We start from the raw sequence: 20,806 nt of genomic DNA on the forward strand, positions 1-20,806 counted from the left end.
ACGGTGGCTGCGACGCTGTTCTATCTGGACCCGCTGCCGGAGATCGGGGCGCTTGCAGTCCTCGACGGTAAAGAGGGCAGGCATGCGGCGACGGTGCGTCGCATCCCCGTCGGAGAACGGCTCGTGTTCTCCGACGGAAGGGGTGGCGTCGCCGACGTCGAGGTGACGGCCGTGGCCAAGGACCGGCTCGAAGCCACCGTCCTCCGGCGCGGCATGATCGAACCGCCGCGCCCGGTCGTGACCGTGGTCCAGGCCCTTCCGAAATCCGACAGGTCGGAACTTGCCATAGAACTCGCGACGGAGGCGGGCGCCGACGGGTTCGTGCCGTGGCAGTCGTCACGTTGCGTTGCGCGGTGGGATTCCAAGGCAGACAAGGGTTTGGCGAAGTGGAAGGCGACGGCGACGGCCGCCGCGAAGCAGTCCCGTCGGGCATATGTGCCCGAGGTGGACTCACTACACCGCACCGCCGAAGTCGTTTCCCGGGCGCGGGCGACCGTCGAACGCGGTGGTGTCGTCGCGGTGCTGCACGAATCGGCCACCGTTCCGTTCTCGTCGCTGCCCCTTGCGCAGGCCCCCGAACTCGTTCTCATCGTCGGCCCCGAAGGCGGGCTCGACGATGCGGAGGTCGAAGCGCTCGTCGGAGCAGGCGCGACAGCGGTCTCGCTCGGTCCGACGGTTCTGCGTACCTCGTCGGCCGCTGCCGTCGCGCTCGGTGCAGTGGGTGTGCTCACCGATCGGTGGGGCAGGCAGCCCCTGAGCTGATCGATAATGCTGGGTATGCCACGCCTCCGCATCGACTACGGTTCCGAGCCTGCCCAGTTCGGGCACCTGTACACCCCGCCCGGGGCTGACGGCCCGGTCCCTGTCGTCATGCTGATTCACGGCGGCTATTGGAGCGCCGACTTCCACCTCAATCTGGCGACGACGTTGGGTGCGGAACTCGCTCGGCGAGGGGTGGCGGCGTGGAACGTCGAATACCGTCGGGTCGGTGCCGGTGGGGCCTGGCCGGAAACGAGCGCAGACATCGAGGCGGCGCTCGCCGCGACCCGGACGTTGCTGCCCGCAGCGTCGCCGACTCCGCTCGATACCGGCGATGTCCGGATCGTCGGGCATTCCGCAGGTGCCCAACTTGCGCTGTGGGTGGCGGGGCAGCGGGAATGCCCGGTGCGGCCGAGTCGCGTGATCTCCCAGGCCGGGGCACTCGACCTCGCGTCCCGAGCCGCCACCCGGAGTGGGGGCGCCGCACTCGAAGCCCTCTTCGGAGCGTCTTATGCGGACGACCCGCAGGTCTATCGCGATGCGTCGCCGCTGCATCGGGTACCGAGCGGCGTGCCCACGGTCTGCATCCACGGCAGTGAGGACCTGCAGGTGCCGGTGGCTGCCAGCCGCGCCTACGCGACGGCCGCAGGCGCTGCCGGCGACCGGGTCGTGCTGTGGGAGGTACCTGGGGAAGGCCACAATGCCTTCCTCGACCGCAGCACTCGCAGCTGGGACCTCACGATGAAGGCGGTGCTCGATGAAGACCCGTGGCTCGACGAAGACCTGCCGGTGGGTTCGTGAATCGGTCCGCTGAGCGACTACTTTCTGGAGACGAGCTCGATGTGATCGTGTGGGCTTCGGTCTGCTGAGGGCAGCATCGTCGCGACCAGCAGAGTCCCGACCGCCAGTGCAATACCCCCGACAAGGCTCGCCTGCCCGATGGCGTCGGAGAACGCGGAGCCCGCAGCTTCTCGCAACGGTTCCGCGTGCTGCGAGGCAAACGGATTCGTGGCGAGTTCCTCCGCGACGATGGAGGCACCGCCCACGGAGTCGCCCGCTGCGGCAACGGCCAGTTCTGCCTGTTCGGCCATGGGACCCGTCAGCTGTCCGAACGGCAGCTCCGAGAGGAAGCCTGCGATCGACTGATGGTAGGTGGTGGCGAGAACCGAGCCGAGCAAAGCGATTCCGAGTGAACCACCGAATTCGACAGCGGTGTCGTTGAGTCCGCCGGCTGCACCGAGCTCGTTCTCGGGGAAACCGGCCATGATCAGGTCGGTGGCAGGCGGCGTGGATATGCCGATGCCGATGCCCAGGAGCAGCAGGCACGCAAGGTAGATCCCGTACCCGGAATCGGAGTGGGACTGCGTGAGCACCAGTACCCCGGCCGTAGCCGCAGCCATCCCGGCGGTCACCGTCACCCGTGAGCCGAAGCGGGGTGCGAGGCGAGAGCTTGCGGCCGCGCCCGCGGACACCGCCCCGGCGAGCGGAAGCAGGTGCAGGCCTGTTTCGAGCGGTCCGTAGTCCAGCACGAACTGGAACTGCTGCGCAACGAAGTAGATGACCCCGAAAGTTGCGAAGAACAAGAGCAACACCGCGATACACGCTGCCCCGACCGTCCGATCGGCGACCAGCCTGAGCTCGAGGAGTGGTTGCGGGTGCCGCAATTCCCACACGACGAATGCCACCGCTGCAGCGACGGACACCGCCATGATGCCGAGAGTCGCTGTGCTCCAGCCGAAGTGGAATCCGTTGATGATCGCGTAGACGAGACCGCCGACGGTGAGGATCGACAACAACCCCCCGATCCAGTCGGTGCGGTCGACGTTGTCTGCGCGGGACGGTGGGACGAGGATCAGGGAAGCGATTGCCGCGGCCGCGGCAATCGGCACGTTGATCAGGAATGTCGAGCCCCACTCATGTGATTCGAGTAGCCATCCGGCAAGCAGGGGACCGAGCGCGATGGCGAGTCCGGAGGTTGCGGCCCATGCCGCGATCGCGCGGGTGCGCTCGTGTGCCGGGAACATCGCCACGAGGAGCGAGAGGGTTGCGGGCATGATCACCGCAGCGCCGACCCCCATCACGATGCGGGCGGCGATCACCTCGGTGGCGCTGTCTGCCAGGCTTCCGTACACGGCTCCGGCGGCGAACACCATGAGCCCGACGAGGAGTGCGCGTCGTCGACCGAACCGATCGCCGAGAACGCCGCACAGGAGCATCAGCGCCGCGTACGGAACGGTGTATCCGTCGATGACCCACTGCATGTCGGTGCTTGTGAGCTGCAGATCGCGAAGCATGCCGGGTGCCGCGACGATCAGGGCGGTGTTCGCCATCACCACGATGAGCAAGCTCAGGCAAAGGATTGCCAGGCCGGCCCAACGCCTGGGATAGGGGTCCGGTTCGGCGGTTTTCCGAGCATCCGGGACGGTGTCGGTCATGCGGTTCTCCTCGGGCGAGCCCGGACACCGGGCCGTAATTGCACAGTCATGTGCAATGTAACTAGTTGCACATGAGTGTGCAACTAGACTGGACGGTGAATCACATCTGTGGCGAAGCGAGGATGAGCAGCGTGGAGGAATCGGTCCCCAGTCCGCGGAAGCGTGCCAACGCGAACCGCTCGCGGATCCTCGACGCGGCGATGCGATGTTTTGCAGCGAACTCCGATGCGAGCATGGACGACGTCGCGAAAGCAGCAGGCGTGGTGCGACGCACCGTATACGCGCACTTCCCGAACCGCGACGCGCTCGTCGAAGGGCTCGCGGACGAGGCAGGGACGGCGCTCGCGGCGTCCGTCGAGCAGCCCGAGCCCGAGGATGCTGACGTGGCGCTTGCCGTCGGAGTGCTGCGCCTGAGTCCTGTCGGCGATCGATACCGGGTGTTGCTGTCTTTTGCCAGAAAGGAAGTCGGCGAGGAACGCATCGCCGAGCTGATCGCGCCGGTCCGCACCCACACGTGCGGTGTGGTGGAACGGGGACGCGCAGCGGGGGTGTTCTCCGCCTATCTGCCGACCGTTGTCCTCGTGGGGATGATGGAAGGCCTGACCATGGCCACGCTCGAACAGGCCAATCACGGGGTGGTCGACGATGCGAGCCGTGCCATGGCGCTCGGCGTGCTGGTCCTCGCCGGCGTGACTCCCGATCGCGCCGCCGAAGTGGTCGCATCGGCGCAGCGGTGGCTGCACGCAAGGGCGTGATTCCGGGGTCGCGATGCGGAGCCCGGGCGCCGGCCGCAGCAATGCCGTGAAGCCGCGCACCGTACGGCGCTAGACTGGGCTACGGACACGACGCCCGTCGTGTCCGTATCTGACCCGAAAGCAGGCCGTTCCGTCCACGTGAGTGAACCAGACCGCACACGCGACCCCGACGACGCAGGCCGGATCCCGGTCCGATCGAGCCTGGATCTTCCGCCAGAGGCTGCAGCTCCCCTGGTCGGCACAGCCGACGAGAACCTCATCGCACTCGAAGCGGCCCTTGCCGCCGACATCCATGTGCGAGGCAACACCGTCAGCCTCAGTGGTACGCCCGCTGACGTAGCCCTTGCCGAACGGGTGATCGGTGAACTGGTCACGCTGGTGCGCCGAGGTCAGCAACTGGGGCCCGATGCCGTGCGCCGCACCGTCGGAATGCTCACGAACGGGCTGTCCGAGTCGCCGGCGGAGGTGCTCAGCCTCGACATCCTGTCGCGACGTGGAAAGACGATCCGTCCGAAGACGCTCAATCAGAAGAGGTACGTCGACGCGATCGACGCCAACACGATCGTGTTCGGTATCGGTCCGGCGGGCACCGGCAAGACGTACCTGGCGATGGCGAAGGCAGTGCAGGCTCTGCAGGCCAAGCAGGTCACCCGCATCATCCTCACCCGCCCCGCGGTCGAAGCAGGTGAACGCCTCGGGTTCCTGCCGGGAACTCTCCACGAGAAGATCGACCCGTATCTGCGTCCGCTGCACGATGCCCTGCACGACATGATGGATCCCGAAGCGATTCCGAAGCTCATGCAGGCCGGGGTGATCGAGGTCGCGCCGCTGGCGTACATGCGTGGTCGGAGCCTCAACGACGCCTTCATCATCCTCGACGAAGCGCAGAACACCACTGCTGAGCAGATGAAGATGTTCCTCACCCGTCTGGGCTTCGGGTCGAAGATCGTCGTGACCGGCGACATCACTCAGGTGGACCTGCCCGGGGGCGCCCGGTCGGGTCTCGCCGCTGTTGCCGAAATCCTCGACAACATCGACGACATCCACTTCGCACGGCTCGACAGCAGCGACGTGGTGCGTCACCGGCTCGTCTCCGACATCGTCGACGCCTACGGGCGCTTCGAAGCCGAGCGGGCCGGCGAAACGGGCATCGGCAACCGAGCCCAGCGTCGCGCCGCACAACACCGGATCCAGCGCCGGTGAACATGCCGCACAACCCGAATCCGTCAGAAGTGCAGAAGGAACGACAGACATGAGCATCGAAATCTCGAACGAGTCCGGGATGGAGGTCGTCGAGGAAGAACTGCTCGACGTTGCCCGTTTCGTCATCGCCCGAATGGACGTGCATCCCGCCGCGGAGCTGTCGATGGTGCTCGTGGATTCCGACACCATGGCCGATCTGCACGTGCGTTGGATGGATCTACCCGGACCCACCGACGTGATGTCGTTCCCGATGGACGAACTCGAGCCCGGTGGCCGACCGGACGCACCTGAGCCGGGCCCGTCCATGCTCGGCGACATCGTGTTGTGTCCGGCCTTCGCCGCAGACCAAGCGGAGAAGGCCGGTCATTCCCTGGACCACGAACTTGCTCTGCTCACGGTGCACGGAATGTTGCACCTGCTCGGCTACGACCACGCCGAGCCGGAGGAGGAGAAGGAGATGTTCGGCCTCCAGAACCAGTTGCTCGCCGAGTGGTACGAGGAACTGCGCCTTGCCGAGCGTGACGCACGGCTTGCCGCGCGCGATCAGCAGTTGCTCGGAAAGGCCGGATTCGTCGACAATCCGGAGATCTGAACCGTGTGCTCGGAAGATGGGACGCGATGTGAGCTCCTCGGCATCACTACCGGAGTGAGGTCGGCGTGAGCACCGTGATCTCCTACGTCCTCGCGGTACTGCTCGTCGTGATCGGCGGGCTCTTTGCGGCCGTCGATTCTGCGCTCAACACGGTCTCGCCTGCGCGCGTGGACGACCTCGCGAAGGAAGGCCGCGCGGGTGCCCGCCGGCTCCGCGCAATCCTCGAAGAGCGGCCTCGATACGTCAATCTTGCTGTGCTGCTTCGTATCCTGTGTGAGATCACGGCGACCGTCGTGCTCGCCGGGGAGCTGCTCGGTCATTTGAATCGTACGGCGGCTCTTGCGATCAGTGCCGCGGTCATGGTCGTGATCGACTATGTCGTGATCGGTGTGGGGCCGAGGACGCTCGGCCGGCAGCACGCCTACACGATCGCACTCACCGCTGCTGCGCCGCTGCGCGTGCTGGGTGTGGTCCTCGGCCCCATCAGCAGGGTCCTGATCCTTGTGGGTAACGCCGTCACCCCCGGCCGCGGGTTCCGTAACGGTCCGTTCGCCAACGAGATCGAGCTGCGCGAGCTCGTCGACCTGGCGCAGGAACGCGGAGTGGTGGCCGATGACGAGAGGCGAATGATCCAGTCGGTCTTCGATTTCGGCGACACCACCGCGCGCGAGATCATGGTGCCCCGACCGGAGATGGTCTGGATCGAGAGCACCAAGACCGCAGGGCAGGCGACGTCTCTCGCCGTGCGCAGCGGACATTCCCGCATCCCGGTGATCGGCGAGAACGTCGACGACATCTGCGGGGTCGTCTATCTGAAGGACCTCGTACAACAGACCTACGACGCGAGTGACGGCGGGCACAGTGTCTTGGTCGCCGAGGTGATGCGTCCGCCGGTGTTCGTGCCCGATTCGAAGCGTCTCGACGACCTCTTGTCCGATATGCAGCGCGACCGCAATCATATGGCCGTGCTCGTCGACGAATACGGCGGCATCGCGGGTCTGGTCACGATCGAGGATCTCATCGAGGAAATCGTGGGCGAGATCGCCGACGAGTACGACGTCGGGGAAATCCCCGATATCGAGGCTCTCGGTGATGGCACCTATCGTGTCTCCGCGCGCCTCCCGGTCGAAGATCTCGGCGATCTGTTCGGCATCGAGATCGACGACGCCGAGGTCGACACCGTCGGCGGACTACTCGGCTACGAACTCGGGCGCGTTCCGCTGCCGGGGTCGCAGGTGCACACCCACGGACTCATCCTGCGCGGCGAAGGCGGCCCGGATGTCCGCGGCCGCGTCCGCGTCAATACCGTGTTCGTCCGGCGCGTTCCGGAATCCGACGACTCACCCACCTCACGAAAGGAGGACGGCGCGTGCTCTGCATCGTGAACGAGGACGTAGCAGCGTCGAACACCAGATGGCAGAACACAGTATGAGCGACTCCGAATTCCGTTCCGGATTCATCTGTTTCGTGGGGCGTCCCAATACCGGCAAGTCGACGCTGACGAATGCTCTGGTGGGCAGCAAGATTGCCATCACGTCGTCGCGACCGCAGACCACTCGCCATACGATTCGAGGAATCGTTCACCGTGATCACACGCAGTTGATCCTCGTGGACACGCCGGGACTGCACCGGCCCCGGACCTTGCTCGGTCAGCGGCTCAACGACCTCGTACGCGACACATACTCCGAGGTCGACGCCATCGGCATGTGCTTTCCCGCCGATGAGAAGATCGGCCCAGGCGACCGCTGGATTCTCGAACAGGTCCGCACCGTGGCGCCGCGCACTCCGCTGATCGGCATCGTGACCAAGATCGACAAGGTGGGCAAGGAGCAGGTCGCAGCGCAGCTACTCGCTGTGTCGAAGTTGCTTGGCAGCGAGACCGACGTGGTTCCCGTATCGGCGACCTCGGGGGAGCAGGTCGAAGTCCTCGTCGACGTTGTCGCCTCGCACATGGAGCCGGGGCCTGCCTTCTACCCCGACGGTGAACTCACCGACGAACCCGAAGAAACCCTCATGGCGGAGCTGATTCGAGAGGCGGCACTCGAGGGCCTCGGCGACGAGCTGCCACATTCGCTTGCCGTGGTGATCGAGGAGATCCGAGAGCGTGAGGGGCGCACCGAGAAACAGGGTGAGATGCTCGATGTGCACGCTTTGCTCTACGTGGAACGCCCGAGCCAGAAAGGCATCGTCATCGGTAAAGGTGGCGCGCGTCTGCGCGAGGTCGGCACGGCGGCGCGCACTCAGATCGAGAAGCTGCTCGGGGTGAAGATCTTCCTGGATCTGCATGTCAAGGTCGCCAAGGATTGGCAGCGGGATCCCAAGCAACTCGGTCGCCTCGGATTCTGACCCCCGTCGCTGCCGCGTTCGGATGATCTTCCCGATGGAAGACGTAGATGTCGGATATGTCCGATGGAGCTAGGGTCTCCGCATCGTTGTCGATGCGGAGGTCCGAATGCGTGTATATGCCCCTCTTGCGGTTGCCGCGGCGTCGCTGCTCTTCGTCGCCGGGTGTCTCGCGGAAGACGAAGTCGCGGTGGGTCCGGTCACGTTCCCTGCGGGAGAAGAGATTCTCGTCGACCTGTCGATGAAGCCGAGCAACGTCGGTGGACGCAGCAGCCCATTCTTCTCCGGATATCGCCCACAGGTGTCCTTTGCGTCGGCGGACGCGATCACCTGCACGATCAAGGGGCCTGCGCATGGTGAGCCGTTCGCACCGGGGACGAGGTCGACCGTTCCGATCGTATGCACAGCCGAAGTCACCGTCGATTCGGAGGACGTGGAAGTCGGTGTCCTGGAGGGCGGTAGGGAAGTGGGTAGCGGAACGGTGCAACTCTGAGGAAGACGTAGCGTAACGCGGTGGATCAGGGTTGCGTTGCTCCCTGGAGCAGGAGGAGTGTCGCGGCGGCAAGATCCGCGCCGGACCCGGTCGACAGACGCCGCAGTTGCAGTCCGGCGATCGTCGCGACCAGGATCGGCCCGATCACCTCCGCGTTCGGGACGTCGAGGGCGCGGAGAATCGCCACGGTCAGTGCGTCGTACGCTGACCAGCATTCGTCCGCAGTTGCACGCAGATCCGGATCCCGGCCCGCCTGGATCCACAGTTCGTACGGTGCGATCCGTTCGGCGGTGAATGCGAGATCCTCTGCGACCCGCTCGGTGAGAGCCGCGGCTTCCATGACCGACAGTGTCTGAGAACGATACGTGTCGGCGATCGTGCGCAGTCGTTCGGTCTCTTCATCGACGAAGGTCGTGAGCGCCGCCTTCAGCAGATCGGATTGGCTGGGGAAGTGGTAGGTGATCGACCCCAGCGACACCTCGGCGCGGGACGCGATGCGCCGATTGGTGATTCCCGCGATTCCGTCCGTTCCGACGAGATGCAGTGTTGCCTCGATGATTCGGTGCCGGGCATCGGTGGCCACGACTACCACCACCTGACCGGGCTCTGTTCGTCCCAGCGCAATACCGATTCGAGTTGCGCTGCGAGCGAGACGAGCATCGGCTCGGAGTCGTCGTGCCCGAGAAGTTGTGCACCTACGGGCAATCCTTCGTCGGTGAAACCGGCAGGAACGTTCACTCCGGGCCATCCGAGTACGTTCCAGGGCCACGCATACGGGCACGCTGCGGTGATCACCTTGTCGGTGGCCCAGCCACCGAGGCCGTCGATCGCACCGATCGGCGGCGGCGGTGTCGCGGTAGTAGGTGTGAGGACGACATCGACCCGGTCGAATATCCGGCCGACACGGCGCCGTAGCCTGGGCTCGGCGGCTCTCGCGGCGCGAAGCGGAAATCCGTGCAGGAGTTTGCCGGTGCGGGCATTGCCACGTGTGCGCGGGTCGGTCAGGGACGGGTCGGACAACGCGCTCACCCAGTCGTTGATTCCGGCCATCGACCGCGGAAGAAAATTCAGACCGAACATGATTCCGTAGTCCGGGTCGGCGAGGATCACCTCGTGTCCGAGATCGCGGAGGGTCGCGGCGAGTGCGGTGATGCGGACACGTACCCGAGGATCGAGCTGTCTCGGCGTGGCGGTGAACGGAAGCTTCAGTGACAACGCGATTCTCAGTCGTCCGGGGTCGCGTCCTACCGCGTCGGAGACGGCCATCGGCTCGCGCCGATGGAGATCGCCTGCGCGATTGCCGCTCACCACGTCGAGGAGAAGCGCAGCGTCGGCGACCGTGCGGGCGAGTGGTCCGTGCGTGGTCAGCCCATAGAACGCCTCGGGATGGGGCCACATCGAGATCCGACCGCGCTGCGGCTTGATGCCCACCAGATTGGTCCAGGCGGCCGGGATCCGAACCGAACCGGCGCCGTCGGAGCCGAGTGCTGCGGGGACCAGTCCGGCGGCGACCGCCGCGGCGCTCCCGCCGGATGATCCGCCAGGTGTGTGCCCCCGTGACCAAGGGTTGCGTGTGTATCCGTAGGTGGAGTTCCCGGTCAGGGGCCACTGACCGACCTCGGAGGAATGGGTCTTGCCGACGATCACTGCACCGGCGTCGCGCAGACGGCGGACCACCTCGGCGTCGTCGTTGCGAACCGGGAGTTCGCCCGGGCAGCCGAACGCTGTGGTCTCACCGGTGACGTCGGTGTCGTCCTTGACTGCGATCGGGACGCCGAGCAGGGGACCGCGTTCGCCCGCGGCGCGGCGTCGATCGGCCTCGGCTGCCTCGGTCAGCGCTGCTTCCCGCCGTGCGACGCGGAAAGCGTTGAGTGTGGATCGGCTCGCGTCGATCCGGTCGAGTGCGACGCGGACGAGTTCGACCGAGGTGGCGATGCCGGCGTCGAGTGCGGCAACGGTCTCGGTCAGCCCGGCGGATCGGGTGGTTACGTCGTGCGTGGTCATGCATCCCCCAAGTTGTTCGTTCGAACGAACAGTAACGCGTTTCAGTATCGGTGTCGAGGTTCCCGACGCGGGGTCGCGCACCGCGAAGGCGTTGTCGTTGCGACATGACACACTCGGATGCGTGAAGTTGTACAGGGACAACGCTGTGGTGCTGCGCCAGCACAAGCTGGGTGAGGCCGACCGCATCGTCACCCTGCTCACCCGCCGTCACGGGCTGGTCAGAGCCGTCGCGAAGGGGGTTCGCCGCACCCGCTCGAAGTTCGGTGCGCGCCTCGAACCTTTCGCTCACATCGATGTGCAGTTGCACCCCGGGCGCAATCTCGATGTCGTCACCCAGGTCCAGACACTCGACGCGTTCGCAATCGGCATCGTGGACGACTACGGGCGCTATACCACCGCGTGTGCGATTCTCGAGACGGCCGAACGCCTTGCCGGCGAGGAACGCGCTCCCGTTCCGCGGCTCCACGGGCTGACCGTCGGTGCCCTGCGCGCGGTGTGCGACCGCACGCGTCCTCCGGAGTTGGTGTTCGACGCCTACTTGCTGCGCGCCATGCTCTACGCAGGCTGGGCACCCGCGATCACACACTGTGCCCGTTGTGACCGTCCGGGACCACACACGGCGTTCCATGTAGGAGCGGGCGGTGCCGTCTGTGTCGAATGCAGGCCGCCGGGAGCGGCGACGCCCGCGCCGGGAGTGCTGGAGCTGATGGATGCGCTCAATCGGGGGAACTGGGAGGTCAGCGAATCTGCATCGGCCTCGGTACTGAGTCAGACGAGCGGTCTGATCGCTGCGCATCTGCAATGGCACCTCGAGCGTCAACTACGGACACTGCCGCTCATCGAACGTGGCGGTCCGCACGCGGGCGGGAGCCCGGAAGTCGGCGTCAGGCAGGATGGAGACCGTGATTCGACGACGCGAACCGCACCGACCGGCTGACCGCACCATCCGCCCACCAGACCCGCATCCGTCGGGGGCGCGTGCCCCGATCATCCAGCCCGAGCTGATTCCGCAGCACGTCGCGTTGGTCATGGACGGAAACGGTCGCTGGGCGCAGGAGCGCGGATTGCCGCGCACCGCCGGCCACGAACGAGGCGAAGCAGTTCTCATGGACGCCGTGTGCGGCAGCATCGAGGTGGGCGTCAAGTGGTTGTCCGCGTACGCGTTCTCCACCGAGAACTGGAAGCGCAGCCCCGACGAGGTCCGGTTCCTCATGGGTTTCAACCGTGACGTGATCCGCCGCCGCCGCGACGAGATGCACGAGATGGGTGTGCGCGTCAGGTGGGCCGGGCGTCGCCCGCGCCTGTGGCGCAGCGTGATCAAGGAACTCGAGATCGCCGAGGAGCTCACCAAGGACAACGACGTGATGACTCTCGTCATGTGCGTCAACTACGGTGGCCGAGCCGAGATCGCCGATGCGGCCCGCGAGATCGCACGTCGCGTCGCGGCCGGCGAGATCGATCCCGAGAAAGTGACCGAAGCGACGGTGGCCCGCTATCTCGACGAGCCCGATATGCCCGATGTCGATCTGTTCCTTCGGCCGTCAGGGGAACAGCGGACCTCGAACTTTCTGCTGTGGCAATCGGCTTACGCCGAAATGGTATTCCAGGACAAGAACTTTCCCGACTTCGACCGACGCGACCTCTGGTCGGCCTGCGTCGAGTACGCGTCCCGCGACCGTCGGTTCGGCGGTGTGAAATGACGGTTTTCCGAGAGCGGATTGCCGGTCTGCTCGCCCCGTTCGTCGACCTGCGCACCTCCGGGCCGAATGGCGACGAGGCCCTCGGATTCGATTACGGCGCGGTCCCGTTCGCGGCACAGGTGGTCACCCTCACCGACGGGCTCGATGTCGTGTCGCTCACCGGGGTCCTCGGCTGGGACCTTCCCCTCGACGACGACGTGCGCGCTCGGGTGGTCACGGCTGCCGACGCCGTGCAGTTCGGTTCGGTTCATCTGATCGAACGAGACGCCGAGGCCGACGTCGTCCTGCGTTACTCGTTCCCCATCAGCGGCCTCGAAGACACCGCACTGACGACGATGCTCCTGCTGGTACTCGACGGTGCTGCGAGCGCTCGGGAGGCCGTCGGCGCAGGCGCCGGTTCTACAGACGAAACGCCATGACCGATCAGTCCTCGGCGAATGCGCAATCCTTGCACGTGCCGAAGATCTCGATGGTGTGACTGACGTCGACGAATCCGTTCGCGTCGGCCATCTCGTGTGCCCAGCGCTCGACCTCGGGTCCGTCCACCTCGACGGTGAATCCACAGCGGCGGCACACGAGATGGTGGTGATGACCCGAGGAACAGCGTCGGAACATCGACTCCCCGGTATCGGTGCGGAGCACATCGACGCTGCCCGCCTCGGCGAGCGACTGCAGTGTTCGATACACGGTGGTCAGGCCGATCGCGTCTCCGCGCTTGCGGAGTTCGTCGTGGAGGTCCTGGGCCGTCCGGAACTCTTCGGTGTCGTCGAGCAGGGCGACGATCGCGCTGCGTTGTTTGGTCGAGCGAACCCCGACGAGGGGCTTGCGGGCGGAGGTCAAGGTGGACGTCAACCTTCCTGTTCAGGTGTTCCCAGGGCGATTGTGCCCTGGGCGGTAGGTTCCTGGGCATGGGCGACAGCGTCGACGACGATGTGGGCGAGATGTTCGTCGGAGAGTCGGTAGAGGACTTCACGTCCGGATCGGTCTCCGCGGACGACACCGGCGGTCTTCAGGACACGTAGGTGCTGGCTGATCAGTGGTTGGGTGACGCCGAGTGCGCCGACGAGCTCGTGCACGCATCGCGCGGATTCCCGTAATTGAAGGACGATCGCGATTCTGATCGGCGCGGACAGTGCACGGAGCAATTCGCCCGCGGTGACCAAAGTGTCGGGGGGGATCGGCTGCCGGATCTCGCAGGGTTCGTGCGGTTCGGAAGTGCGAGCGCTCACCGTGCAGTCGTGTTGACCGGAGTCGAGACTCAAGGATGCTCCTTCGGAGGCGGACAGCGCACTATTGCAAACCGATCTCATTTTGATATGCATGGATGTGCATGTCAACCGCCGCGTGTTCGGTGCCCGGCCACCGAACGATAGTCTTGGAGATCGACGCATGCTGCGAACCCGCATCCGAGATGGAGAGAATCCGAGTGGCACCCAAATCCAAGATCGATACCGTTGCCAACCTCGCCAAGCGCCGTGGGCTGGTCTATCCCTGCGGTGAGATCTACGGCGGCACCAAGTCGGCCTGGGACTACGGCCCGCTCGGCGTGGAACTCAAGGACAACATCAAGAAGCAGTGGTGGCGCAACATGGTCACCAGCCGTGACGACGTCGTGGGCCTCGATTCGTCGGTGATCCTGCCTCGTCAGGTGTGGGTCGCCTCCGGCCACGTCGGTGTCTTCAACGACCCGCTCGTCGAGTGCCTGAGCTGTCACAAGCGCCACCGGCAGGACCACTTGCAGGAGGCGTACGCCGAGAAGAACAAGCTCGACGACCCGGACTCCGTCGCGATGACCGAGATCGCGTGCCCCGACTGTGGCACCAAGGGGCAATGGACCGAGCCCCGCGACTTCAACATGATGCTCAAGACGTACCTAGGCCCGATCGAGAGCGAAGAGGGTCTGCATTACCTGCGGCCCGAGACCGCTCAGGGCATTTTCGTGAACTTCGCAAACGTGCTCACCACGTCGCGCAAGAAGCCGCCGTTCGGTATCGGCCAGATCGGCAAGAGCTTCCGCAACGAGATCACCCCGGGCAACTTCATCTTCCGCACGCGTGAGTTCGAGCAGATGGAGATGGAGTTCTTCGTCAAGCCGGGTGAAGACGAACAGTGGCACCAGTACTGGATCGACTACCGGATGGACTGGTACACCGGCCTCGGCATCAACAAGGACAACCTGCGCCTGTACGAGCACCCGCAGGACAAGCTGTCGCACTATTCGAAGCGCACCGTCGACATCGAGTACCGCTTCCACTTCCAAGGCAGCGAATGGGGTGAGCTCGAGGGCGTCGCCAACCGCACCGACTTCGATCTGTCCACCCACGCACAGCATTCGGGTGCCGACCTGAGCTTCTTCGACCAGACCACCAGCGAGCGCTACACGCCGTACGTGATCGAACCGGCTGCAGGCCTCACCCGGTCGCTGATGGCATTCCTCGTCGATGCCTACACCGAGGACGAAGCGCCCAACGCCAAGGGCGGCGTCGACAAGCGCACCGTGCTGCGCCTCGACCGCAGGCTCGCGCCGGTCAAGGCAGCGGTGCTGCCGCTGTCCCGCAACGCGGATTTGAGCCCGAAGGCCAAGGATCTCGCCGCCCGTCTTCGCCAGAACTGGAATATCGAGTTCGACGACGCGGGCGCGATCGGTCGTCGCTACCGTCGCCAGGACGAGATCGGCACGCCGTTCTGCATCACCGTCGACTTCGACACCCTCGACGATCAGGCCGTCACCGTCCGTGAGCGCGACACGATGGCGCAGGAGCGCGTGAGCCTCGATCAGGTCGAGGGCTACCTCGCGCAGCGTCTGATCGGGTGCTGATAGCCGGTACCCGCGCTGGGTGATCCCAGGCACAAAGCAGAAGGCAGGCCCACCGCGTCGACGCGGTGGGCCTGCCTTCTGCGTCTACTGCGACTTTCCGGTCTGCGCTGTGATGGGCTCGGCGAGTCCTTGCTCGTCGCACTCCGTCTGAAGTCGGGCGAGCGTCTCGTCGAGACCGGCGCCCAGTCGGGGGCCGGGAGTGAAGGTTGCGGGAAGGTTCCGCATTCCCTGGATGATCCCGATGGTCTCGTAATGCACGGCCTCGGTGGGGTCGCAGTGGAAGTCCGGCATTCGGTCCAGTACCGCGACGAGCATCCGTTTGAACACTGTCCGCGCGACGTTGGATCCGATGCAGCGATGAATCCCGAGTCCGAAACTGAAGTGGCGATTTCCTTTTCGTTCGAGATCGATGTTGTGAGGATCGTCGAACAGCGCCGGATCACGGTTGGCCATCGCCCACGAGAGCCACAGTCGTTCGCCTTCTTGGAACTGTGCTCCTGCGTATTCGCAGTCGGCCGAGAAGGTACGCCCGTCTCCGGAGGCGGGTGTGAAGAATCGCAGGAATTCCTCGGTTGCGGAGTCGAGTAAGGTCTCCCGCTCGCGGCTCAGCAGTTCTCGCTGGTCCGGGTTGTGTGACAGCCATTCGAGTGAGTGCGCGGTGAGTGCGGTCGTCGTATCGAATCCTCCGCCGATCAACAGCGACAGCATGCCGAGGACTTCCACATCGGGCGGATTCTCGCCGTCGATATCCGCATGCACCACCGCATTCACAAGTCCGGGACGTGGATCCACGCGAGCCTGCGCGACAGCGGCGTAGAGGTCGGCTCCCATCGCGCGTTGCAGGTCTGCGACGCGGGCTCGATCGGGGGAGTCGGGCGGGGTATACACCGACGCGTGCACCGGTTCGTTGTAGATCGCCCATTTTTCGAGCGGGATGCCGAGCATTCCGAGGGTGAGCACCGCAGGCACGATATTTGCGAGATCGTCGACGAAGTCGATCCGTCCGGTGGTGATCTTTTCGTCGAGACACGCGCGGACCACCTCGTCGATGACCGGAATCCATCGTTTGACAGCCGCCGGTGAGAGGTAGGGGTTCAGCGTCTGGCGGTAGTACCGATGCTCGGGCGGGTCCATCTCGAGCATGCCGCCGCGTGCGCCGTTCGGCAGTTCTCCGGTGGGAATCGTGATGCCACGGTATCCGCGCCGGACGCCCTGGACGTCGTTGTCGTTGGAGATGTCTTCGGACCGGGCGAGGTGGAACACCTCGTCGGCCCCGGCCGCGACCCAATGCCCACCGTGGGTGTCGGTCCACGCAATGGGACAACCCGCGTGCATGTCCTTGGTGATCGACTCGAACTGTTCTCGATACGCAGGGGCGTGTCGATCGAAGTGGATGCGATTTCTGCCGGAATCCGTCTGCGTCACGACAAGGAGCTCCTCACGTGGAATGTGGCATTCATCACCTATTCGGCGGTTGACGGGCAAGCTACCAGGGATCTCCGAAACAAGAAAGCAATTCGGTGGTGGCGAGAGTGATGTTCTCGCATCACTGATGGTGTGGGCTCGGCGTGTTCTCTAGAAACGGCCCCCGCTCGACCCGCCGAAACCACCGCCGCCGAAACCGCCACCGCCGCCGAAACCGCCACCACCGCCGAAGCCACCGCCTCCGCGGCCGCTGTTCAGGACGCTGTTGATGAGGATGCCGCCGAGGATCGCGCCGGTCATGTTGCCGCCCGAGGAGCCTCCACCCGGGGGCCGCTGCTGCCGGTCCCACTTCTGCACATCGTTCTGAGCCGACTGCAACGCCTTCGCAGCCAGGTTCGCGGCGGACTGCGCGTGCTGCATCGCGGCGGCGGAATCGGAGTGCTCCAGTTGCTGTGCTGCTTGCAGGTGACGCTCGGCCTCGGACAACCGGGTGCGGGCCTGCGCTCCGACGACACCGCGTCTCGTGCCGATGAAATCCGACGCAGCGGTGACCTGTGCTCGTGCCGCTGCAATGTCCTGTTGCAAGCGTAGCCGGGCCTGCTCCGCGGCTTCTTGCGCCTCACGGGTCCGAGCCCGCAACGCGTCGAGTCGTGCATCGGTTTCCACCACGCGTGTGAAACTGCCCAGCGGGTCGTTGTGCTGCTCGGCCCGCGCACGATCGAGCGCGTCCTGGGCTGCCCTCCGTGCTTCGTCGAGTTCCGGTCCGCCCGCCGCTGCGAGCTGCGCAGCATCTGCGATGCCCTGTGTCGCATCCTCCATCGCGGCGGGGAGCGTTGCGATGGCTCGTCGGATGTCCTCGGCCGCATGATCGAGGGAGTCGAGCAGCGTGGTCGCATGACCCAGGCCGCCCTCGGCTTCGCGGATGGCGCGTACCGCGTCGCCCTGCTCGCCTGCGGGTCGCGCGACCGCGGTCCGGCCCTCGTCGATTGCCTTCTCGGCAAACGAGATTTCCTCCCGCGCGAGTTCGACATTGTCGGCGACCGGGGCCAGCGCACCGGCAGGGAACTCGCCGCGCAGCTGGGTGAGGACCGTCTCGGACCGGGGGAGCCGCGCCCGCAGCCCGATTGCGCGCTGAGTCAGCGCGTCGAGGCGTTTCGGGGCATCGAGAAGCAGATTGCGCATGGTGTCGAACGCCTCGACCTGCGCGTCGAGATCGTTGTTCGCCTTACCGCACGACGAGATCAACTGCACGAGCATGTCGCGCTGCTGCTGCGGGGTATCCGGGATGTCGTCGTCGAGACGCTGCCTGATCTCGAACGCGGAAGTCAGAGCAGCTCTGGCCTGCTCGTAGGCCCGGTCGAACGGTTGCACCGCCGACGGCCCGAACTCGCCGCGCGCCAGCTCGAGAGCTTCAGAACTCGATCGCACCGCGTTGTCGGTCTCGACGAGTACCTCCTGCGCATACAGTTCGAGACCCTCGAGCGGCAGCGAACGCAGACTGCCTACGTCATTGGGGTCGAGCTGGGCCGCCTGCGCGGCACCGGCCTCCGCGCGCTTGCTCTTCGACCGCCGTGAGTACAGGTACACCCCGCCGGCACCTGCGGCGATGACACCACCGCCGACCAGCAGCGTCGTCACGGGTGCGCTCGAGGGGGTCAGGGCGTTGCCGAGGCCTTCGGCGGCGGCCACTGCGGCTCCCGCCCAGTCGCTCGTGCGCAACGCTGGCGTGACGTCGTTCGTCGCGATCCGGTCGCGTTCGGACGAGCTGATCTCGGATCCATTCGGAGTCCACAGTGCGAAGTCGCGATCGTCGGTCGCGACAGCGAGCAGGGCGGTGTCCGAGCCGAATCCGCTGGCTCGCGCAGTTGTCTGGGCCCAGGTATCGCGGTCGTACCCGTCGAACGTCGACACGTACGTGACCCACAGCTGCAGCTGATGCTCGTCGTACAAGACATTCGTCGCGGCCTGGATGCGGGCGGTGTCGTCGTCGCTCAGTACACCCGCTGTGTCGGTGATCGGTTGCGGAAGTCGCGACGGCGGCTCGGCGGAGGCCAGTGCAGGAGCCATCAACCAGGCTGCGACCGCGAGCAGGACGGGAATGAGGGCGAGTGCGGCAGGCGTGAGATGCCGTTGCGCGGCCGGTGGGTGAGCCATGGGACGAATCTATAGGTTTCGTGCGTCCGGATGGTTCCGTGGTGCGTGTCCGCAAGGGTGTCCGGGCGGACACTGGCAGAATCGGGGAGTGAGCACCGCATCCCGCCGCCCCGACATCGCCACGAGCGTCGCCGACGACCAGCGCAGTCTCGGGGCTCGACTCGCTCGGTGGTGCCGTCGACTGATTGCCGGAGTGATCCTCGCTGCGCTCCTGGTGGTGGGCGGCACGGCAGTGCGGGTGTGGCAGGTTGCGCGCATCGATGACTGGACACCGGCCGACGCCATCGTCGTCCTCGGTGCCGCTCAGTACTCGGGAACTCCGTCGCCGGTGTTCGAGGCGCGCCTCGAGCAGGCGCGCAAACTCTACGAACACGGTGTCTCCGACACGATCGTCACGGTCGGTGGCAAGCAGGAGGGCGATCTGTTCACCGAAGCGGCCGCGGGCAAGAACTACCTCATCGAGTCCGGCGTGCCCGCGGACGCCATCGTGGCGGTCGAGGAGGGGTCCGACACCCTCCTGAGCATCAAGGCGGTCAGCGAGGAGATGAGCGAGATGGGTCTGTCTTCCGCCGTCCTGGTGAGCGACCCCTGGCACGGCCTGCGCACGCGGACGATGGCACGCGATGCCGGGCTCGATGCATGGACCGCACCCACTCGGCAGGGTCCGGCAGTATTCACACGCGAGTCGCAGTTCCACGGCATTGCCCGGGAAACCGGGGCGCTCATCTGGTACCAGATCACGCATTACTCGGCGGATTTCGAATACACGGCAGACCAGTGAGCAGAAGCGCAACGACGAAGGGCGGTGGGATGCCGGGATACAGCGAACACGACCTCGCGCGGCGTGCGGAGGAAGCGCCGAAACGATCGGGACTTGCCGGTGCGGAAGCCGCTGCGGCCGATCGCACCGCCTTCGCGCGCGACCGCGCCCGCGTCCAACACTGCGCTGCTCTACGCCGCCTCGCGGACAAAACGCAGGTGGTGGGTCCCCGCGACGGCGACACCCCACGCACCCGGCTCACCCACTCGATGGAGGTAGGCCAGATCGGTCGTAGCATCGCCGAAGGACTCGGGGCCGACCCCGACGTGGTCGACCTGGCAGGACTCGCCCACGACATCGGTCACCCGCCCTACGGCCACAATGGTGAACGCGCGCTCGACGAGGTCGCGGCGCCGTGCGGGGGCTTCGAAGGAAATGCCCAGAACCTGCGGATCCTCACTGCACTCGAACCGAAGATCCTCCATGCGGACGGCACGAGCGCGGGCTTGAATCTCACTCGTACCTCGTTGGACGCGACGCTCAAATATCCGTGGATCCGCCCCGCGCCGGGAGCGAAGTTCGGCGCTTACGACGACGACGCCGACGAACTGGACTGGATCCGCGACGGTGCTCCCGAGCGTCGCCGGTGCCTCGAGGCGCAGATCATGGATTGGTCCGACGACGTCGCCTACTCGGTGCACGACGTCGAAGACGGTGTGATCGACGGTCGCATCGACCTGCGGATCCTCGGCGACGCCGACTCCGTGGCCGGTCTGATCGCACTGGGCATGAAAGAGTTCTCCGGCCTCGACCCGGCCGAGCTCGAGGAGGCCGCGCAGCGCCTGTTCACTCTGCCTGTCGTGGTCGGGGTGGGAACATACGACGGCACGCTCACCAGCTCTGTCGCGCTCAAACGGCTCACCAGTGAACTCGTCGGCCGTTATGCGACGGCCGCGATCAGCGGTACCCGTGCCGCCACCGGCGATGCGCCGATCACCCGCTACGACGCCGACCTGGTGATCCCGTCGATCGTGGCGTCCGAGGTCGCGTTGCTCAAGACCATGGCTCTGCAGTTCGTGATGTCCGACAGCGCTCATCGAACGAGGCAGGCGGGCCAGCGCGAACGAATCCATCGGGTGGCCGAATGGTTGCTGCGTACGGCGCCGGTAGGCCTCGACCCGATCTACGTCGCGGAGTGGGAGGCCGCGCCCGACGAGGCAGCCAAGGTGCGTGTCGTCGTCGATCAGATCGCGTCCTGTACCGAATCGCGACTGGAGCGGATCGACCGCGACAGTCTCGCCGCGCAGGCCAGTTGGGGCTAGCAGCGTCCGCTGCCGGACGTGGTGTGATCACGGCCTAGACTCG

At 65.8% G+C, this 20,806-nt stretch carries 21 protein-coding genes; 14 read left to right on the plus strand and 7 right to left on the minus strand.

The window, feature by feature from the left end; genetic code table 11:
* Positions 1–3: 3 nt before the first annotated feature.
* Both HCA61_RS02165 and HCA61_RS02170 read left to right on the plus strand, forming a co-directional pair.
* The gene (locus tag HCA61_RS02165) at positions 4–762 is read left to right on the plus strand and encodes a 16S rRNA (uracil(1498)-N(3))-methyltransferase (RefSeq protein ID WP_169686196.1); all 759 of its coding nucleotides are present in this window, start codon (positions 4–6) and stop codon (positions 760–762) included.
* 15 nt (positions 763–777) lie between these two features.
* The gene (locus tag HCA61_RS02170) at positions 778–1,560 is read left to right on the plus strand and encodes a prolyl oligopeptidase family serine peptidase (RefSeq protein ID WP_169686198.1); all 783 of its coding nucleotides are present in this window, start codon (positions 778–780) and stop codon (positions 1,558–1,560) included.
* Between the two features lie 17 nt (positions 1,561–1,577).
* On the opposite strand, the gene HCA61_RS02175 is transcribed toward HCA61_RS02170, so the two are convergent.
* Positions 1,578–3,194: an MFS transporter gene (locus HCA61_RS02175; protein WP_169686200.1), complete on the minus strand. Its 1,617-nt coding sequence runs from the start codon at positions 3,192–3,194 to the stop codon at positions 1,578–1,580.
* A 122-nt stretch (positions 3,195–3,316) separates the two neighbouring features.
* On the opposite strand from HCA61_RS02175, the gene HCA61_RS02180 reads away from it, so the two are divergent.
* From HCA61_RS02180 to HCA61_RS02205, 6 genes are all read left to right on the plus strand, one after another.
* Positions 3,317–3,949, plus strand: a complete 633-nt coding sequence (locus HCA61_RS02180; RefSeq protein WP_169686843.1) for a TetR/AcrR family transcriptional regulator — start codon at positions 3,317–3,319, stop codon at positions 3,947–3,949.
* Between the two features lie 138 nt (positions 3,950–4,087).
* Positions 4,088–5,152 (plus strand): PhoH family protein, encoded by a 1,065-nt coding sequence (locus tag HCA61_RS02185; RefSeq protein ID WP_169686202.1) that lies wholly within the window; start codon positions 4,088–4,090, stop codon positions 5,150–5,152.
* A gap of 49 nt (positions 5,153–5,201) precedes the next feature.
* Positions 5,202–5,744 (plus strand): rRNA maturation RNase YbeY, encoded by a 543-nt coding sequence (ybeY, locus tag HCA61_RS02190; RefSeq protein ID WP_169686204.1) that lies wholly within the window; start codon positions 5,202–5,204, stop codon positions 5,742–5,744.
* A gap of 65 nt (positions 5,745–5,809) precedes the next feature.
* Positions 5,810–7,129 carry a hemolysin family protein gene (locus HCA61_RS02195; protein ID WP_169686206.1) on the plus strand — a complete coding sequence of 440 codons (1,320 nt, stop codon included), beginning with the start codon at positions 5,810–5,812 and terminating at the stop codon, positions 7,127–7,129.
* 43 nt (positions 7,130–7,172) lie between these two features.
* Complete coding sequence (era, locus tag HCA61_RS02200) at positions 7,173–8,090, plus strand: GTPase Era (protein WP_169686208.1); 918 nt, start codon at positions 7,173–7,175, stop codon at positions 8,088–8,090.
* Between the two features lie 106 nt (positions 8,091–8,196).
* Positions 8,197–8,580, plus strand: coding sequence for a hypothetical protein (locus HCA61_RS02205; protein ID WP_169686210.1), 384 nt, complete (start codon positions 8,197–8,199; stop codon positions 8,578–8,580).
* A 25-nt stretch (positions 8,581–8,605) separates the two neighbouring features.
* Here the strand turns inward: HCA61_RS02205 and HCA61_RS02210 are convergent, their stop codons facing one another.
* Both HCA61_RS02210 and HCA61_RS02215 read right to left on the minus strand, forming a co-directional pair.
* Positions 8,606–9,163, minus strand: a complete 558-nt coding sequence (locus HCA61_RS02210; RefSeq protein WP_169686212.1) for a TetR/AcrR family transcriptional regulator — start codon at positions 9,161–9,163, stop codon at positions 8,606–8,608.
* A gap of 2 nt (positions 9,164–9,165) precedes the next feature.
* Positions 9,166–10,584, minus strand: coding sequence for an amidase (locus tag HCA61_RS02215; protein WP_169686214.1), 1,419 nt, complete (start codon positions 10,582–10,584; stop codon positions 9,166–9,168).
* Positions 10,585–10,705: 121 nt separating this feature from the next.
* Here HCA61_RS02215 and recO point away from each other — a divergent pair, with 121 nt between their 5' ends.
* Genes recO through HCA61_RS02230 form a run of 3 tightly spaced genes read left to right on the plus strand, consistent with a single transcriptional unit; the run spans position 10,706 to position 12,703 of the window.
* Entirely contained in the window at positions 10,706–11,521 is an 816-nt protein-coding gene (gene recO / locus HCA61_RS02220; RefSeq protein WP_247273483.1) for a DNA repair protein RecO, read from the plus strand.
* Positions 11,478–12,284, plus strand: a complete 807-nt coding sequence (locus HCA61_RS02225; RefSeq protein WP_169686218.1) for an isoprenyl transferase — start codon at positions 11,478–11,480, stop codon at positions 12,282–12,284. The genes recO and HCA61_RS02225 overlap by 44 nt, the downstream gene beginning before the upstream one ends.
* The gene (locus HCA61_RS02230) at positions 12,281–12,703 is read left to right on the plus strand and encodes a hypothetical protein (RefSeq protein ID WP_169686220.1); all 423 of its coding nucleotides are present in this window, start codon (positions 12,281–12,283) and stop codon (positions 12,701–12,703) included. Before HCA61_RS02225 ends, HCA61_RS02230 begins: the two co-directional genes overlap by 4 nt.
* A gap of 4 nt (positions 12,704–12,707) precedes the next feature.
* Here the strand turns inward: HCA61_RS02230 and HCA61_RS02235 are convergent, their stop codons facing one another.
* Together HCA61_RS02235 and HCA61_RS02240 are read right to left on the minus strand one after the other, a co-directional pair.
* Positions 12,708–13,124, minus strand: coding sequence for a Fur family transcriptional regulator (locus HCA61_RS02235; RefSeq protein ID WP_169686844.1), 417 nt, complete (start codon positions 13,122–13,124; stop codon positions 12,708–12,710).
* Between the two features lie 8 nt (positions 13,125–13,132).
* The gene (locus HCA61_RS02240) at positions 13,133–13,546 is read right to left on the minus strand and encodes a metalloregulator ArsR/SmtB family transcription factor (RefSeq protein WP_240958882.1); all 414 of its coding nucleotides are present in this window, start codon (positions 13,544–13,546) and stop codon (positions 13,133–13,135) included.
* A 164-nt stretch (positions 13,547–13,710) separates the two neighbouring features.
* Here HCA61_RS02240 and HCA61_RS02245 point away from each other — a divergent pair, with 164 nt between their 5' ends.
* A complete protein-coding gene (locus HCA61_RS02245; protein ID WP_169686224.1) occupies positions 13,711–15,102 on the plus strand; it encodes a glycine--tRNA ligase in 1,392 nt (463 codons plus the stop codon).
* Between the two features lie 84 nt (positions 15,103–15,186).
* Here HCA61_RS02245 and HCA61_RS02250 read toward each other — a convergent pair whose 3' ends face one another.
* Entirely contained in the window at positions 15,187–16,551 is a 1,365-nt protein-coding gene (locus tag HCA61_RS02250; protein ID WP_169686845.1) for a cytochrome P450, read from the minus strand.
* Positions 16,552–16,677: 126 nt separating this feature from the next.
* Positions 16,678–18,681, minus strand: coding sequence for a TPM domain-containing protein (locus HCA61_RS02255; protein WP_169686226.1), 2,004 nt, complete (start codon positions 18,679–18,681; stop codon positions 16,678–16,680).
* A 184-nt stretch (positions 18,682–18,865) separates the two neighbouring features.
* On the opposite strand from HCA61_RS02255, the gene HCA61_RS02260 reads away from it, so the two are divergent.
* Entirely contained in the window at positions 18,866–19,462 is a 597-nt protein-coding gene (locus HCA61_RS02260) for a YdcF family protein (RefSeq protein ID WP_308198787.1), read from the plus strand.
* Positions 19,463–19,491: 29 nt separating this feature from the next.
* Entirely contained in the window at positions 19,492–20,763 is a 1,272-nt protein-coding gene (locus tag HCA61_RS02265; RefSeq protein ID WP_169686846.1) for a deoxyguanosinetriphosphate triphosphohydrolase, read from the plus strand.
* Positions 20,764–20,806 lie beyond the last annotated feature (43 nt).

Source organism: Rhodococcus sp. HNM0563 (assembly GCF_012726195.1).
GTDB lineage: Bacteria > Actinomycetota > Actinomycetes > Mycobacteriales > Mycobacteriaceae > Rhodococcus.